The organism is Lentzea cavernae (assembly GCF_014653695.1).
GTDB classification, from domain to species: domain Bacteria; phylum Actinomycetota; class Actinomycetes; order Mycobacteriales; family Pseudonocardiaceae; genus Lentzea; species Lentzea cavernae.
The window spans coordinates 247,815-262,809 of record NZ_BNAR01000010.1 but is presented as its reverse complement, the minus strand read 5'-3'; the positions used below and the strand labels follow the sequence as shown (position 1 = coordinate 262,809).

General features: G+C 69.5%; 13 protein-coding genes. 9 read left to right on the top strand and 4 right to left on the bottom strand.

Going from position 1 to position 14,995, the window contains the following annotated elements; translation table 11 throughout:
* The first annotated feature begins 40 nt into the window (after positions 1-40).
* From pyk to IE307_RS30215, 3 genes are all read left to right on the top strand, one after another.
* A complete protein-coding gene (gene pyk / locus IE307_RS30225; protein WP_191302781.1) occupies positions 41-1,465 on the top strand; it encodes a pyruvate kinase in 1,425 nt (474 codons plus the stop codon).
* A gap of 103 nt (positions 1,466-1,568) precedes the next feature.
* Positions 1,569-2,480 (top strand): acyl-CoA thioesterase II, encoded by a 912-nt coding sequence (gene tesB / locus IE307_RS30220; RefSeq protein ID WP_229905213.1) that lies wholly within the window; start codon positions 1,569-1,571, stop codon positions 2,478-2,480.
* A gap of 59 nt (positions 2,481-2,539) precedes the next feature.
* On the top strand, positions 2,540-3,079 hold the full coding sequence (locus IE307_RS30215; protein ID WP_191302779.1) for a Uma2 family endonuclease: 540 nt from the start codon (positions 2,540-2,542) through the stop codon (positions 3,077-3,079).
* Here IE307_RS30215 and IE307_RS30210 read toward each other — a convergent pair.
* Positions 3,076-3,582 (bottom strand): Lrp/AsnC family transcriptional regulator, encoded by a 507-nt coding sequence (locus IE307_RS30210; protein WP_191302778.1) that lies wholly within the window; start codon positions 3,580-3,582, stop codon positions 3,076-3,078. The two genes, IE307_RS30215 and IE307_RS30210, sit on opposite strands and share 4 nt — an antisense overlap.
* A gap of 60 nt (positions 3,583-3,642) precedes the next feature.
* On the opposite strand from IE307_RS30210, the gene IE307_RS30205 reads away from it, so the two are divergent.
* The gene (locus tag IE307_RS30205; protein ID WP_191302777.1) at positions 3,643-4,236 is read left to right on the top strand and encodes a LysE family translocator; all 594 of its coding nucleotides are present in this window, start codon (positions 3,643-3,645) and stop codon (positions 4,234-4,236) included.
* On the opposite strand, the gene IE307_RS30200 is transcribed toward IE307_RS30205, so the two are convergent.
* The gene (locus tag IE307_RS30200) at positions 4,219-4,521 is read right to left on the bottom strand and encodes a DUF2218 domain-containing protein (protein ID WP_191302776.1); all 303 of its coding nucleotides are present in this window, start codon (positions 4,519-4,521) and stop codon (positions 4,219-4,221) included. The genes IE307_RS30205 and IE307_RS30200 overlap by 18 nt on opposite strands.
* Before the next feature lie 120 nt (positions 4,522-4,641).
* Between IE307_RS30200 and gnd the strand changes: the two genes are divergently transcribed.
* Both gnd and dacB read left to right on the top strand, forming a co-directional pair.
* A complete protein-coding gene (gnd, locus tag IE307_RS30195) occupies positions 4,642-6,072 on the top strand; it encodes an NADP-dependent phosphogluconate dehydrogenase (protein ID WP_191302775.1) in 1,431 nt (476 codons plus the stop codon).
* Positions 6,069-7,595 (top strand): D-alanyl-D-alanine carboxypeptidase/D-alanyl-D-alanine endopeptidase, encoded by a 1,527-nt coding sequence (dacB, locus tag IE307_RS30190; RefSeq protein WP_191302774.1) that lies wholly within the window; start codon positions 6,069-6,071, stop codon positions 7,593-7,595. The genes gnd and dacB overlap by 4 nt, the downstream gene beginning before the upstream one ends.
* 51 nt (positions 7,596-7,646) lie before the next feature.
* Here dacB and IE307_RS30185 read toward each other — a convergent pair whose 3' ends face one another.
* The gene (locus IE307_RS30185) at positions 7,647-9,860 is read right to left on the bottom strand and encodes a SulP family inorganic anion transporter (protein ID WP_191302773.1); all 2,214 of its coding nucleotides are present in this window, start codon (positions 9,858-9,860) and stop codon (positions 7,647-7,649) included.
* A gap of 384 nt (positions 9,861-10,244) precedes the next feature.
* Positions 10,245-10,562 carry a hypothetical protein gene (locus IE307_RS30180; protein ID WP_191302772.1) on the bottom strand — a complete coding sequence of 106 codons (318 nt, stop codon included), beginning with the start codon at positions 10,560-10,562 and terminating at the stop codon, positions 10,245-10,247.
* 166 nt (positions 10,563-10,728) lie between these two features.
* Here IE307_RS30180 and IE307_RS30175 point away from each other — a divergent pair, with 166 nt between their 5' ends.
* The 3 genes from IE307_RS30175 to IE307_RS30165 all read left to right on the top strand — a co-directional run bounded on the left by IE307_RS30175 (position 10,729) and on the right by IE307_RS30165 (position 14,948).
* Positions 10,729-11,574 carry a helix-turn-helix domain-containing protein gene (locus tag IE307_RS30175; RefSeq protein ID WP_191302771.1) on the top strand — a complete coding sequence of 282 codons (846 nt, stop codon included), beginning with the start codon at positions 10,729-10,731 and terminating at the stop codon, positions 11,572-11,574.
* Between the two features lie 32 nt (positions 11,575-11,606).
* Positions 11,607-11,789: a DUF397 domain-containing protein gene (locus IE307_RS30170; RefSeq protein ID WP_229905212.1), complete on the top strand. Its 183-nt coding sequence runs from the start codon at positions 11,607-11,609 to the stop codon at positions 11,787-11,789.
* A 324-nt stretch (positions 11,790-12,113) separates the two neighbouring features.
* Entirely contained in the window at positions 12,114-14,948 is a 2,835-nt protein-coding gene (locus tag IE307_RS30165; RefSeq protein ID WP_191302769.1) for an AfsR/SARP family transcriptional regulator, read from the top strand.
* Positions 14,949-14,995 lie beyond the last annotated feature (47 nt).

Below are 14,995 nucleotides of genomic sequence, written 5' to 3'. Positions count from 1 at the left end.
TTCGGGATCGTTCCAGGAACGGGGTCTACTCTCTATACACGTGAGTCGACGCGCAAAGATCGTCTGTACCCTCGGTCCCGCCACTGGCACGCCGGAGAAGGTCCGTGACCTGGTAGCAGCCGGTATGGACGTGGCCAGGATGAACTTCAGCCACGGCAGCCATGCCGACCACAAGCAGGTCTACGACATGGTCCGCGCGGCAGCCGACGAGTCCGGCCGCGCCGTGGGCATCCTCGCCGACCTCCAGGGCCCCAAGATCCGCCTCGGCCGTTTCGCCGCGGGTCCGGTGGACTGGAACAACGGCGACGTCGTCCGCATCACCGTCGAGGACGTCGAGGGCACGCACGACCGCGTGTCGACGACGTACAAGGAGCTCGCGAAGGACGCCAAGGTCGGCGACCGCATGCTCGTCGACGACGGCAAGGTCGCGCTCGTGGTGGTCGACGTCGAAGGTTCCGACGTCGTCTGCGAGGTGACCGAGGGCGGCCCCGTCAGCAACAACAAGGGCCTCTCGCTGCCCGGCATGGACGTCTCCGTGCCGGCGCTGTCGGAGAAGGACATCGAGGACCTCGAGTTCGCGCTCTCGCTGGGCGTGGACTTCATCGCACTGTCGTTCGTGCGCTCGCCCGCGGACATCGACCTGGTCCACCAGATCATGGACCGCTCGGGCAGCAAGCGCCTCCCGGTGATCGCGAAGATCGAGAAGCCGGAGGCCGTCGACAACCTCGAGGCCATCGTGCTGGCCTTCGACGGCGTGATGGTCGCCCGCGGTGACCTGGGCGTCGAGCTGCCGCTGGAGCACGTCCCGCTCGTGCAGAAGCGCGCGATCCAGATCGCCCGCGAGAACGCGAAGCCGGTCATCGTCGCGACCCAGATGCTCGACTCGATGATCACCAACTCCCGCCCGACCCGCGCGGAGACCTCGGACGTCGCGAACGCGGTGCTCGACGGCGCGGACGCCCTCATGCTCTCGGGCGAGACCTCGGTCGGCCGCTACGCCATCGAGTCCGTGCAGACCATGGGCCGCATCATCGAGGCCGTCGAGACCGAGTCGGTCGTCGTGCCGCCGCTGACCCACGTCCCGCGCACCAAGCGCGGCGTGATCTCGTACGCGGCCCGCGACATCGGCGAGCGCCTCAACGCCAAGGCCCTGGTCGCGTTCACGCAGTCCGGTGACACGGTCCGCCGCCTGGCCCGCCTGCACACGCACCTCCCGCTGCTGGCGTTCACGCCGGAGCCGTCCGTGCGCTCGCAGCTCGCGCTGACGTGGGGCACCGAGACGTTCATCGTCCCGCGCGTCGAGTCCACCGACGAGATGGTCCGCCAGGTCGACGTGGCCATGATCGAGATCGGCCGCTACCAGGCCGGCGACCTGATGGTCGTCGTCGCCGGTTCGCCTCCCGGCACCATCGGGTCGACGAACCTCATCCGCGTGCACCGCCTGGGCGAGGACGACCACGCGTAAGTGGTCGGCCTCTCAGTCACGACGGCGGCCCCGTCCCCCCATACTGGTCGTGTGAGGGCGCGGGGCCGTTTCGCGTCTGATGTGCTCTAGGGAGAGTTCTGCCGTGACTGAGGCCGCCCGTGCCGCCGCTTCGCACCCGTCCGGGGTGAGCGGACAATCCGCAGTGGACGACCTGGTCGCGTTGCTCGACCTGGAACGCATCGAGGAGAACATCTTCCGGGGCGTGTCCCCGGCCGAGTCGCCCGTGCGCGTCTTCGGCGGCCAGGTGGCGGGCCAGGCGCTCGTCGCCGCCGGCCGCACCGTCCCGGTCGAACGCCGCGTGCACTCGCTGCACTCGTACTTCATCCGCCCCGGCGACCCGCGCGTGCCGATCGTGTACGAGGTGGACCGCATCCGCGACGGCCGCTCGTTCACCACCCGCCGCGTCGTGGCCGTGCAGCACGGCAAGGCGATCTTCTCGCTGTCCGCGTCCTTCCAGCTCGAGGAGCAGGGCGTCGAGCACACCTCGGAGATGCCCGACGTGCCGGACCCGGAGTCGCTGCCGACGTGGAGCGAGTCCGCCAAGAGCTACCCGCTGGTGAACCTGAAGTTCCCGCGCCCCATCGACGTCCGCTACGTGACCGAGCCGCCGTGGGAGTCGCGTGAGGACGGTCCGGGCAAGGCCACGTCCCGGGTGTGGATGAAGGCCGACGGCAAGCTGCCCGACGACCCGATGCTGCAGCTGTGCGTGATGACGTACGCGTCGGACATGACGTTGCTGGACGGGGTTCTGGCCCGGCACGGGGTTTATTGGGGGCTGGACAAGGTTCTCGGGGCCTCTTTGGACCACGCGATGTGGTTCCACCGGTCTTTCCGGGCTGATGAGTGGTTGTTGTACGACACCGCTTCGCCTTCGGCTTCTGGGAATCGCGGGTTGGCGACCGGGCGGTTCTTCACGCAGGACGGGGTGTTGGTGGCGACCGTGGTGCAGGAGGGGCTGATCCGGGTGATCAAGTCTTCACCCGATGGGGCATGAGTTCGCTTGAACGTTCGAACCGCCCGTGCAGGTGATCAACGTTCCTGTCGATCGAGCCGATGCCTGCACTTGTGACCTTGGACGAGTGGGACGCGATGCCAGGGGGCGAGGACCTCGAGCTCGTGGACGGAGTCCCGCATGTGGTGACCGCAGCCGCACCCCCGCACCAGAAGGCCAAGAGCCGGTTGGCCTACTGGCTGGACGAGCAACTCCCGCCGAGCCTGGTCTCCTACCAGGACGTTGATGTGGTGATCGACCGCTCGAGCCGGCCCACTGTGCGGAAGCCTGACATCGTCGTGGTGACAGCAGAGGCGGCAGACCGCAATCCCAAGCGTTTCGACGTGAAGGACGTGGTTCTCGCGGTGGAGATCGTGTCCCCTGGTTCCGAGCGCGTTGATCGCGTCACCAAGCCCATGCAGTACGCCAAAGCGGGAATCGCGCACTACTGGCTGGTCGAGCTCGGAGACCCGATCAGCCTGACCGCGTTCGAACTCGTGGATGGCATCTACAAGCTCGTGGAAGATGGTGTGGGCGAGGTGCAGCTGACTCGGCCTGCGCCGCTGGCGTTCGACCTCGACGCACTGACCCGTCGACGCTAAGCCTTGCGCCGCCGATGAGTCGGCCGCAGGTTCGCCGGCGGCGTCAACGCCCGCGTCTCCACCCGCTCCAACACCACCGACGAGGTCAAATTCCGCACCTCAGTCCGCGAAGCGATCTTGTCCATCAAGAACGCCTGCAAATGCGTCGAATCCGCCACAGCGATGTGCAGCAGAAAATCAGCCTGCCCGGAAACGTGGAAGATCGACCGGGTCTCCGGCTGAGCCATCACGAACGCCCGGAACCCGGCCACCACCGCACGGGTGTGCGGCCGCACGTTCACCGAGATCACCGCCTCCAGCGGCAGCCCGGTCGTGGCCGGGTCTACCACGGCGTGGCACCCCGTGATCACCCCGAGGTCGCGCAGCCGCCGCACCCGTTGCAGGCACGACGAAGGCGCCAGCCCGACGATCTCCGCCAGCGAGCGGTTCGGCAGGGTGGCGTCGTTCTGCAACTCCTCCAGGATGTGCCAGTCGACCGAATCCAGTTCGGCTTGTTCGCGCATAACCGAACATCGTACTGACCTGCTGGAACGCACACGAACAAACCACAGACGATCTGCGTCATGCACATCGCGTGGACGTCGTTCCTGCTGGCACTCGTGGTCATCACGGTCGTGCCCGGTCCCGACTTCGTACTGGTCATGGGGAACGCGGTCCGGAGCCTGAAGAAGGGCGTCGAGGCGGCGCTCGGGGTGCTGACCGGGCTGTTGATCCACGCGACGCTCGCTACGGTCGGGTTGTCCGCGCTCGTGGCGGCGGCGCCGACGGCCCTGTTCGTGGTCAAGGCGGTCGGGGCGGTGTACCTCGCCTACATCGGGTTCATGACCCTGAGGACGGCCAGCAGGCCGCTCGCCGAGCAGCCGCGGCAGAAGAACGTGTTCCTGCGCGGCATGTTGTGCGACCTGTTGAACCCCAAGGTGATGCTCACGTTCCTGAGCCTCATCCCGCAGGCGATGGACCCGAACGCCGCGCCACTGCCGCAGGCGGCGCTTCTCAGCGCCGTCACCGTGGGTGTGTTCGCGGTGTTCTGGGTCATCGTGGTGCCGAGTGCGCGTCAGCTGGGCAGGTTGTTGAACAGGCCGAGGACGCGCGCGCACTTCGAGAGGGTCTGTGGGACCGCTCTCATCGGGCTGGCGGCGTCAGTTCTCGCTACCTGAGTCCCAGGTGACGGTCAGCTCGTCGCGGGTGCCGAAGCGGACGAGGTGCCGTTCGACGACGTCGCGCAGGCGGGCCGTGTCCTCCTCGGAGGACGCCACGACGCGCATGATCAGTGCGTCGTCGGAGGCCTCGAACTCGGCCAGACCGGCCGAGAAGCGGACGAAACCGCGTGTGTCCTCCCAGGACCCTTCGAGGTCCTTGGCCGTGAAGTGCTTCACCAGCTGCGAGCCGTACCTGGGGGCGCGGTCGGTCGCCGAGCGTCCCACGCTCGTGAATTCCGTCATGAAGCCAACTTACGCCTAGCAATACGTACCGGCACGTGACGCGGTTCACCTGCCAAAACGGAGTCTGAGAACACGCTGTGACGTCTCGCGCAAAGCGGGAGAACACGGCAGGCTGTGCGCATGACGGAAGGCAAAGCACGTATCGCGGTGACCGGTCTTGCCACCATGGGCAGCAACCTCGCGCGCAACCTCGCGCGCCACGGCTTCAAGACCGCCGTGCACAACCGGACGCCCGCGAAGATGAAGGCCCTGCTCGAGGAGCACGGCCACGAAGGCGACTTCGTCGGCGCCGAGACGCTGCAGGACCTGGTCGACAGCCTGCAGACGCCGCGCCAGATCATCATCATGGTCAAGGCGGGTGGCCCCACCGACGCCGTCATCGACGAGCTGAGCGGGATCCTCGAGCCGGGTGACATGGTCATCGACGGCGGCAACGCCCACTTCAACGACACGCGTCGCCGTGAGGCCGCGCTGAAGGAGAAGGGGCTGCTGTTCGTCGGCGCCGGCATCTCCGGTGGCGAGGAGGGCGCGCTCAACGGTCCCAGCATCATGCCGGGCGGCCCCGCGGAGTCCTACGAGCACGTCGGGCCGGTCTTCGAGGAGATCGCGGCCAAGGTGGACGGTCAGCCGTGCTGCGTGCACGTCGGGCCGGACGGCGCCGGGCACTTCGTGAAGATGGTGCACAACGGCATCGAGTACGCCGACATGCAGCTGATCGCCGAGGCGTACGACCTGCTGAGCCGCATCGGCGGGCAGAGCCCGGCGGAGATCTCCGAGGTCTTCACGCAGTGGAACTCGGGCGACCTGGAGTCGTACCTGGTCGAGATCACCGCCGAGGTGCTCAAGCACGTCGACGCCGACGGCACGCCGCTCGTGCAGGTCATCGAGGACGCCGCGGAGCAGAAGGGCACCGGTCGCTGGACCGTGCAGGAGGCGCTGGAACTGGGCGTGCCGGTCACCGGCATCGCCGAGGCCGTCTTCGCGCGCAGCCTGTCCGGCCACACCGACCAGCGCAAGGCCGTGCGCGACGCGTTCGGCGCCAGCGAGGTCGTCGCGAAGCCGGACGCCGACCTGGTCGACGACGTGCGCCAGGCGCTGTACGCGTCGAAGGTCGTCGCGTACGCACAGGGCTTCGACATGATGCGTGAAGCGTCGAAGAACTTCGACTGGAACATCGACCTCGGCGCGATGGCGACGATCTGGCGTGGCGGCTGCATCATCCGCGCGCAGTTCCTCAACCGCATCCGCGAGGCCTACGACAAGAACGCGGACATCGCGTCTCTGTTGGTGGACGACTACTTCCGCGACGCGGTGCGCAACGCCGAGGCCGCTTGGCGCAGGGTCGTGGTCCGTGCGGTCGAATCCGGTGTGCCGACTCCTGGCTTCGTGTCCGCTTTGGCCTACTACGACGGACTTCGCTCCGAGCGACTGCCCGCCGCGCTCGTGCAGGGACAGCGGGACTTCTTCGGGGCGCACACCTACAGGCGCACCGACAGGCCCGGTAGCTTCCACACGTTGTGGTCGGGTGATCGATCAGAGGTGGAAGCGTGAAGTTGAAGGTTCTGGGGGCGGTCGTCGCTGTGGCGGCAGGGGTGTCCCTGACGTCCAGCGGCGGCGCCGTGGCGGTCGGCAACGAGGCCCTCACGGCTGATCTCGACACGATCCTGGCCGACAACGCGCTCAAGGGCGCGGACGTCGGCCTGGTCGTGCGGGACGCCAACTCGGGTGAAGTGATCTACACCAGGCAGAGCAGCAGGCGTTCCCAGGTGGCGTCGAACCTGAAGCTGCTCACCACGACGACGGCGCTGGACCTGCTGGGTCCGGACTACCGCTGGAAGACCGAGCTCGTGTCGAGCGGCACGAGGTCGGGGTCCGCGCTCAACGGCGATCTGGCGTTGCGCGGCGGCGGCGATCCGACGATGTCCCGGCTGCGCTACCAGCAGCTCGCGGACACGCTGAAGGCCAGCGGTGTCACGACGGTCAACGGCTCGTTGGTCGTCGACGACACCAAGTTCGACGCGCAGCCCTACGGTTCGGGCTGGGCGTGGGACGACGAGCCGTACTCCTACAGCGCGGAGACGTCGGCCCTCACGCTCTCGCCGGACGCCAAGTTCAGCGCGGGCACGGTCGTCGTGCGCGTCAAGCCGGGCGCCGCGGCGGGCGCCCCGGTGGTCGTGACGACGGAGCCGGCGAACGACCACGTGCAGGTCGTGTCCACGGCGACGACCGGCAACGCCGGCATCTCCGTGGAGCGCGAGCACGGCACGAACCGGATCTTCGTCAGCGGGTCGACGTCCGTCGAGACGACGGCGCTCTCGACGGTCAAGGACCCGACCGGGCTCGTCACGTCGGTGTTCCAGAAGGCGTTGCAGGCCAGCGGGATCACCGTCACCGGTGGCGTGAAGCGGCAGAAGGCGCCTGCCGGTGCCGCGGTCCTCGCGACCGACACGTCGATCACGCTCGGCGAGCTGGTCAAGCCGTTGCTCAAGGACAGCAACAACATGCTGGCCGAGGTGCTGGTCAAGACCGCGGGCGGCTCGTTCACCAACGGCGTCAACCAGCTCAGCACCAAGTGGGCGGGTCTGGGCGTCGACCCGAACGCGGTCGAGGTCTTCGACGGCTCCGGCATGTCGCGGCTCGACCAGTTCTCGCCGGACGACCTCACCTCGGTGCTGGTCAAGGCGAAGACCAAGCCGTGGTTCTCCGCGTGGCAGGCGTCGCTGCCGGTCGCCGGTGTCGACGGCACGCTGGTCAACCGCATGAAGAACACCCCGGCGGCGGGCAACGTGAAGGCCAAGACCGGGTCGCTCTCGGGCGTCTCGGGCCTGTCCGGCTACGTGACCACGCAGGCCGGCCGGGAGCTCGTGTTCTCGTTGGTGCAGAACAACGTGCTGCTGTTCAACAGCCCGAAGAGCATCGAGGACAGGATCGCCGTGCGCCTGGCCTCGGACGGCGGCCAGGTGCCGCAGGTCCAGTCGGTGCCGCAGCAGCGCAAGGCCCCGGCTCAGGAACGCGTGGTGGTGCCCGCCAAGGAGCGCTTCGACGTGGAGTGCTCCTGGATCGGTACCTGCTAGAAGGTTCCAGGTGGAGCCGCCCCGAGTGTTTTCGGGGCGGCTCCTCGTTTTCTAGGCCGGGGAGGGCACGGGCTCGAGCCCGTTGCGGTCCGGGTCGACCAGCCACACGCGGGCGTTCGAGATGTCGAAGTACATGCCCTTCAACGTGAGCGTGCCCGCCGCGATCGCCTCCCGCACGCTCGGGTAGCCGAGCAGGTTGTCGAGCTGCTGCGCGACGTTCGCGACGGCGAGCCGGTCGGCGACCGGCAGGTCCGCGCAGCCGGGTGATGTCGGCGCGTGGAACCGGATCAGCGACGGTTCGGCGTTGCGCAGCCACGAGTGCAGGTGCGAGCCGCGTGACGCGGACCCCTTCACCAGCGCCTTCATCGCACCGCAGTCGGAGTGTCCACAGACGACGATCGTGCTGACGTTGAGGATCTCCACCGCGTACTCGACGGCCGCCCCGACCGAGCTGTCACCCGCCGACGGCGCCGGCACCAGGTTGCCGATGTTGCGCACGCAGAACAGGTCGCCCGGCCCGGACGTGGTGATCAGGTTCGGCACGACGCGGGAGTCCGCGCACGTGATGAACAGCTGCTGCGGCCGTTGCCCGCGCACCGCCAGCTCGTGCAGGAACGGCCGCACCAGCGGCGCGGAACGCTGCTCGAACTCGTGCATGCCGCGCAGCATCGGGTCGCCTTCGACGGAGGACCGCTGGGCGGGCAACGTCACCGCGTCCGGCGTGCCCTGCCAGTGCGACCACGGTGCGAACCAGCGCGGCAGCGGGCCGGGCAAAGTCTTGCGCCGCCCCGGTTTGCCCTGGTTCGCCCGGTCGTACCAGGTGTCGTGCACCTCGTCGACCCGCACCCGGCCACCGAGCCGTTCGTACCCCTCGCGCCAGTCGTTGATCGCCTCGTACGACGCGTGGTCCAGGTAGTCGACGTGCAGCTCCAGCACCACGGTCTGGCCCAGCGGCAGCCTGCGCAGCTCCCGCACGAGCCGTCCGACCCCCAGGAACACCAGCGATCCCCGCACGCACACCCGGTTGCCCTCGACGCGCACCGAGCAGTGCGTCAACCGGTACAGCGCGCGGAGCAACGCGATGGCGAGCCCGGCGACCACGCCCTCCAGCAGTCCGAAGAGGACGACTCCGAGAGCGGTGGCCGCGTAGACCGTGAACTCCCCGTGCCGCGACAGGGTCCGCATCCGCTGGAACGACACGAGCTTCAGGCCGACGACGAACAGCACGCCCGCCAGCGCCGGCAACGGGATGAGCTCCAGGGCGGGGGCGAACGCCAGCACCGCCACCGCGATCCACACGCCCTGCAGGATCGCGGCGTACCGGGTCTTCGCGCCCGCCGCGACGTTCGTGGAGCTGCGCGCGAGGCCACCGCTGATCGGGAACCCGCCGAGCGCGCCCGCGAGCACGTTGCCGGTGCCCTGCGCGATGAGCTCCTTGTCGAGCCGGGCCCGCGGCCCGTCGTGCAGCCGGTCCGTGGCGACGGCCGACAGCAGCGACTCCATGCTCGCCACCAGTGCGACGGTGACGACCGCCGCGACGACCGCGCCGGAACTGCCCTGCGGCATCTCCGGGAACACCAGCGCGTGGCTGTCCGGCAGGTCGACCCTGGCGACGTCGAGGCGCAGCACGAACGCCAGCGAGGTGGCGGCGGCGACGGCCACCAGCGGCGCGGGGATGACGCAGACGCGGGGAACGCGCGGCCACAGCAGCAGAACCGCGATCGCCACCGCCCCGGACGCCACCGATCCGAGCGGGGCCGCGGCCAGCACTCCCGGCAGCAGCGCCAGGTTCGCGGGCACGGACGACGCCGCCGTGCCGCCCAGCACCACCACGAGCTGCCCGACGGCGATCGAGATGCCGATGCCCGCGAGCATTCCGTGCACCACGGCGGGGGACAGCGACATCACCAGCCGGCTGATCCCGGTGAGCCCCAGCGCGACCTGCAGCACGCCCGCGGCCAGCGTGATCGCCGCCGTGGCCGCCCACCCGAACTGCGCGACCAGCCCGGCCACGATCACCACTAGCCCGGTGCCGGGCCCGCTGATCTGCAACGGCGCACCGCTGAGCGCGCCGACGACCACGCCGCCGACGACCGCGGAGATGATCCCCGCCATCAGCGGCGCACCCGTGGCGTGCGCGATGCCGAGCGACAGCGGGATCGAGATGAGGAACAGCACGAAGCTCGCGGGCAGGTCGTGCTTCAGGACCAGCGGAGGACCGTGCGGGGTGTGCTCGCCGGCGTTCGACCTGGGTTGGTGGTTCACGATTCTTCCTTTGCTGAACAGCGCATGGCCCTGTGCGACCGGTGGCACAGGGCGGGGAGGGGTGAGCTGTGAAGGGGGCGCTCTAGAGGCGCTTTAAGGGCAGCATCCGGCGCGGCCGGACGGCATCGAGCTCGTCGGCGCGGTCATGCGGGGTCGGCACGGGAACACCTCCGTGTCGGCACAGGCATCGAGGGGTCGAGATCAGGCCGCGTCGCCTTCAATGATGAGGCCGGGATCGGCGCTGTGACAGAGGTGTCAGCCAACCGTGTTGATCTTGACCCGCGTCGTCACGCGAGGTGATGACGTAGAAGGGCCGGCTCCGGTCGGGGGGTGCGGAGCCGGCCCAGGTCGGGACGGAACTGAAGAACTATCGAGTTCCGATTTTCAACCTACCGAGCGCAGGTGCTTGCCGTGTGGAGTCTCCTGGCCCACGACGGTCAGGATCAGCTGCGCCGAGAGATAAGCACGGCACGGTGCGGGCATCCGCCTGGAGAACCAGCCGCGCTTGCAGGTGGCGCACCGGCCGTGCTCGTCGGGCTGGTGCTCGTCGAGCAGCGCCTTCACCACCGCGACCACCCTCGGCAGCTCTACCCTGGCGAGCACGAGGGCGGTCTGGTCGTCGCCGCGTTCGGCGAGGTCGGTGAGCGTGGCCAGGTGGGAGTGCAGCGACTTGTCCAGTTGGCTGAACACCGTGACGGCCATCAGGCTCAGAGCTCCAGTCCTTGCGTGAGCAACCCATGCAGACTGGCGCGCCCAACCTGCGATCTGCAAGTTGCAGTACACGAATGGATGACGTCTCTTTGCGACACGCTCCTTTGCTCTCAAACTGGGAACGACCAGGAGGTGTGGATGCCACCCAGGAGGCGTCATGCGGGGTAGCAGTCCGACCCTGCGCAAGCGACGGCTCGTGAGCGAGCTCCGCCGGCTGCGTGAAGTGGCCGGTCTGACGATCGAGGAGGTCGGCGAGCGCCTGGAGTGCTCGGCCTCCAAGATCAGCCGCATCGAGACGGGCCGTGTGGGCGTGAGCCCGCGCGACGTGCGGGACATGCTCGCCGCCTACGGTGCGGACACCGCCACCCTCGAGGAACTGGTCCAGCTCGCCAGGGAAGCCCGCCGCAAGGCGTGGTGGGACGAGTTCGGCGACATCGTGCCCGGCCGTTACGTGGGGTACGAGGCCGACGCGGACTCGATCAGGACCTACCAGGGACTGATGATCCCGGGCCTGCTGCAGTGCGAGGCGTACACGAGAGCGTTGATCTCCCAGGTGTTGCCGAACGCGAGCACCGCCGAGATCGACCGGCGCGTCCGGTTGCGCAAGGCCAGGCAGGCCCTGCTGAACGAGGACGACCCGTTGCGCCTGCACGTCGTGATCGACGAAGCCGCCCTGCGCAGGCTCGTCGGCGGCGCCGAGGTGATGCGCGTGCAGATGGCGCGTCTTCTCGAAGTCGGTGCTCTGCCGAACGTCATGATGCAGGTCGTGCCGTTCAGCGCCGGTGGTCATGCCGCGATGGACGGGCCGTTCGTCATCCTCAGCTTTCCCGAGCGGCTCGACTCCGACGTGGTGTACATCGAGAGCACCAGGAGCGGCGTCTACCTGGAACAACAGTCAGACGTGAACAACTACGCCGAGATGTTCGAGCGTCTCGTGAGTTCCGCCCAGACCCCGCGGGAATCGGTAGCCCTGATCACAGGGATCGCTCGCACTCTCGCGTGACAGCGACCGGGAGTGAACACACAGTGGAAAGCTTGCGTTGGCGCAAGAGCAGCCGATCCTCGGCCGGTGGGCCCGACTGCGTCGAGATCGCCCTCGACGCCCGCGGTGCCGCCGTCCGCGACAGCAAGAACGCGGACGGGGTGCGGCTGAAGTTCGGCGACGCGGGATGGGACACGTTCCTCGCCGCCGCCAAGACCGGCTCCTTCGTCAGCTGATCGGAAGATGAAGCGCAGGGCCCCGGCTGGATGATCCAGCCGGGGCCCTGCGCGTCGTGAAGGGGGACGTGGGCCGGCCGGCGTTCCGCCGCCGCGGGCTGGATGCCCCTTGCACGCCGGCCGACCCACGTCGATCATGGGGAGCAGCGGGTGTTCCGCTGTCCGGTCCAACCTGCTCCGACTCCGCGATCTCCGGTTTCCGTTGATCTCGCGGTCTGTGGTTGGTTGGACACGCTAAGCGTAAGAATGCCTTCTACAGCACGACTGGAGCCCGACTGAAGTGATCTTCGAGCTCCCTGTGGACCCCACGCGAAGGACAGATCGGTGACGGCTGGCGAGGAACCCCTCCGGTTCGAGGTTCTCGGCCTTCTCCGAGTCGTTCGCGCAGGTCGAGAGGTTGATCTGGGGGCAGCGAAGCAACGCGCCGTCCTCGCGGTGCTGCTGCTGGCCCGCGGCACCCCGGTCAGCCGCGGGCAGATCATCGAGGCCGTCTGGGGCGACAACGTGCCCTCGAGCGCGGTGAACCTGGTCCAGACCTATGTCGCCGGGCTGCGCAGGGCTCTCGAACCGACCCGTGCGCGGAGGGCTCCCGCCGAGCTGCTGACGTCGGTCGGCGACGGCTACCTCATGCGCGTCGAGCCCGGCGCTCTGGACCTCGACGTGTTCGAGCGCCAGGTCCTGCTCGCGAACCGCCTGCGCGCCGCCGGTGATCTCGCCGGAGCCGCGGTGGAGCTGGACGACGCGCTGGCGTTGTTCCGCGCGGAGCCGCTGGGCGGCGTCTCCGGTCTCTTCGCCGACGTCGAACGCGGCCGTCTCGTCGAACGCCGGCTGGCCGTGCTGGAGGAACGCGCCGAGCTCGGCCTGGCGGTCGGGCAGGGTCCGGAACTCGTCTCGCAGCTGGGATCGATGGTCACCGAGCACCCGTTGCGCGAACGCGGCCACGGGCTGCTGATGCGCGCGCTGGTGCAGGCGGGCCGCCAGGCCGAGGCGCTGGCCGCGTACCGGGAGGCCCGCGGCGTGCTGATCGAGGAGCTCGGTGTCGAGCCGGGTCCGGAACTGCGCCGCGTGCACCAGGCCGTGCTGGCGGGGGACAGCCCCGAACCGGAACGCGCGCCGGTCCGCGTGCCGCACCAGCCCTCCGCGCCCGAACCGGCGCCGGTGACGATCCCCGCGCAGCTGCCCCGCGCCCCCGTGTCGCTGGTCGGCCGGGACGTGGAGGTGGCGGGCATGGACGCGTTGCTGCGCGGCCCCGGCGGCCCGGTGGTGCTGGTGACCGGTCCGCCGGGGGTGGGCAAGACGGCGCTGGCCCTGCACTGGGCGCACCGGGTGCGGGAGGAGTTCCCGGACGGGCAGCTCTACGTCGACGTGCACGGGTACGACCCGAACCGCGAGCCGCTCGAGATCGGCGAGGTGCTCAACCGGTTCCTGCGAGCGCTGGGGGTCCCGGCGAGCGACACCCCGGTCTCGGTCGACGAGCGCTCGGCGTTGCTGCGCACGTTGCTGGCAGACCGCCGGATGCTCGTGATGCTCGACAACGTCCGCAGCTCGGCGGACCTGCTGCCGTTGCTGCCGGGCGCGCCTTCCTGCGTCGTCGTGACTTCCCGCCGCCGGCTGGTCGGGCTCGTCGCGCAGGTCGAGGCGAAGCTGATCGAGCTGGACATGCTCGACCCGGACGCGGCCGTCGCCGTGCTGGACCGCATCGCCGGCCGGTCCGACATCGAGGCGCACGCCCTGCGTGAACTGGCCGAGCTGTGCGACGGCTTACCGCTCGCGTTGCGCATCGCGGCCGCCCGTCTCGCCGTGTCGCCCCGTCTGCGCGTGGCCGAACTGGTCGAGGAACTGCAGGACGAGCAGGGCCGGCTGGCCGCACTCGGCCTGGAAGACGGCGAAGGCACCGTGCGCGCCGCTCTGGACGCCTCGCGCCGTGCGCTGGCCGAGGAGCCGTCGCGGCTGCTGGCGATCATCGGCCTGCACCCCGGCGCGGACCTCACGCCGCACGTGGTCGCCGCGCTGGGTGACGTGCCGTTGTTGCAGGCCCAACGCGCGCTGGACGCGGTGACGGCCGCGAACCTGCTGTCCGTCAGCGAACCCGGCAGGTACGTCGCGCACGACATCGTCCGCGTCTACACGAAGACGCTGGCGGGGGAGCTGTCCGAACCGGAGCGCCGGGCCGCCACCGGCCGGATGCTCGACTACTACCTGCACTGCGCCGACCTCGCGGACGGCCTGCTGCCGATCAACCGCGGCAGCGTCTTGGTCGCACCGGAGCACAGACCCGTCCACGTGCCGTCGATCTCCGGCCCCGCGGACGCGACCGCCTGGTTCGACGCCGAACGCGCCAACCTGATCGCCGCCGCCGAGCTCGCCGCGGCCTCGGGCTGGCACGTCCACGCGTGGCAGCTGCCGTACACCTTGTCGCGGTACCTGTGGCTGCGGACCGAACGCGAGACCTCGCTGCGCCTCACCGAGGCCGCGTTGCAGGCCGCCATCGCCCTGAACGACGACGACGCCCGGTTCGTCATGCAGTTCAACCTCGGCGTCGCGCTGCTGCAGTTCGAACGCTTCGAGGAGGCCCTGCAGGCCCAGCAGGGCGCGCTGGAAGTGGCCCGCCGCAAGGAGGACGTGCACCAGCAGGCGCGTGCGCTGACGACCGTCGCCGGCACGTTGCAGGACCTGGGCAGGCACGAGGAGGCCGAGGCGCACTACCGCGAGGCCATGGAGATCTCGCGGATCGCGGGCTCGAAGTGGGCCGAGGCGAACGCGCACCACCACCTCGGGCTGCTGTACCTGAGCACCCAGCGGTTCGGCGACGCGATGCCGTGGCTGCGGGTGGCGTTGCGGATGTACCACGAGGTCGGCGAGCAGTGCGGGGAAGCGGCCTGCCACACCGACATCTCCACGGCCCTGCTGGAGACCGGGGACACGGACGGCGCGCTGTCCTCGGCACGTACGGCGCTGGCCGTGGCGTGCGACGCCGTCTCCCCGTACCACCAGGCGCTGGCGCACGACCGGCTCGCGGCGGTGTTCGAGCGGCTGGGCGCGGCGGGGGCGGCGGCGCACTGGCAGCGGGCGCTGGCCCTGTTCACCGAGCTGGGAGCGCCGGAGGCCGACGGGGTGAGGGCCCGGCTGGCTCGCGCGCGGGTCGTCACCGTCGGGTAAGGGGTCCTGCGCGCGGGACTGCGTGATCGCCCGATGCCCGGGGTGAG

Excerpts from the sequence above, each read along its gene's own strand:
- IE307_RS30215 (WP_191302779.1), top strand. The coding sequence starts at position 2,540 with ATGCCTGCACTTGTGACCTTGGACGAGTGGGACGCGATGCCAGGGGGC.
- IE307_RS30210 (WP_191302778.1), bottom strand. The coding sequence starts at position 3,582 with ATGCGCGAACAAGCCGAACTGGATTCGGTCGACTGGCACATCCTGGAG.
- IE307_RS30205 (WP_191302777.1), top strand. The coding sequence starts at position 3,643 with ATGCACATCGCGTGGACGTCGTTCCTGCTGGCACTCGTGGTCATCACG.
- IE307_RS30200 (WP_191302776.1), bottom strand. The coding sequence starts at position 4,521 with ATGACGGAATTCACGAGCGTGGGACGCTCGGCGACCGACCGCGCCCCC.
- gnd (WP_191302775.1), top strand. The coding sequence starts at position 4,642 with ATGACGGAAGGCAAAGCACGTATCGCGGTGACCGGTCTTGCCACCATG.
- IE307_RS30180 (WP_191302772.1), bottom strand. The coding sequence starts at position 10,562 with ATGGCCGTCACGGTGTTCAGCCAACTGGACAAGTCGCTGCACTCCCAC.
- IE307_RS30175 (WP_191302771.1), top strand. The coding sequence starts at position 10,729 with ATGCGGGGTAGCAGTCCGACCCTGCGCAAGCGACGGCTCGTGAGCGAG.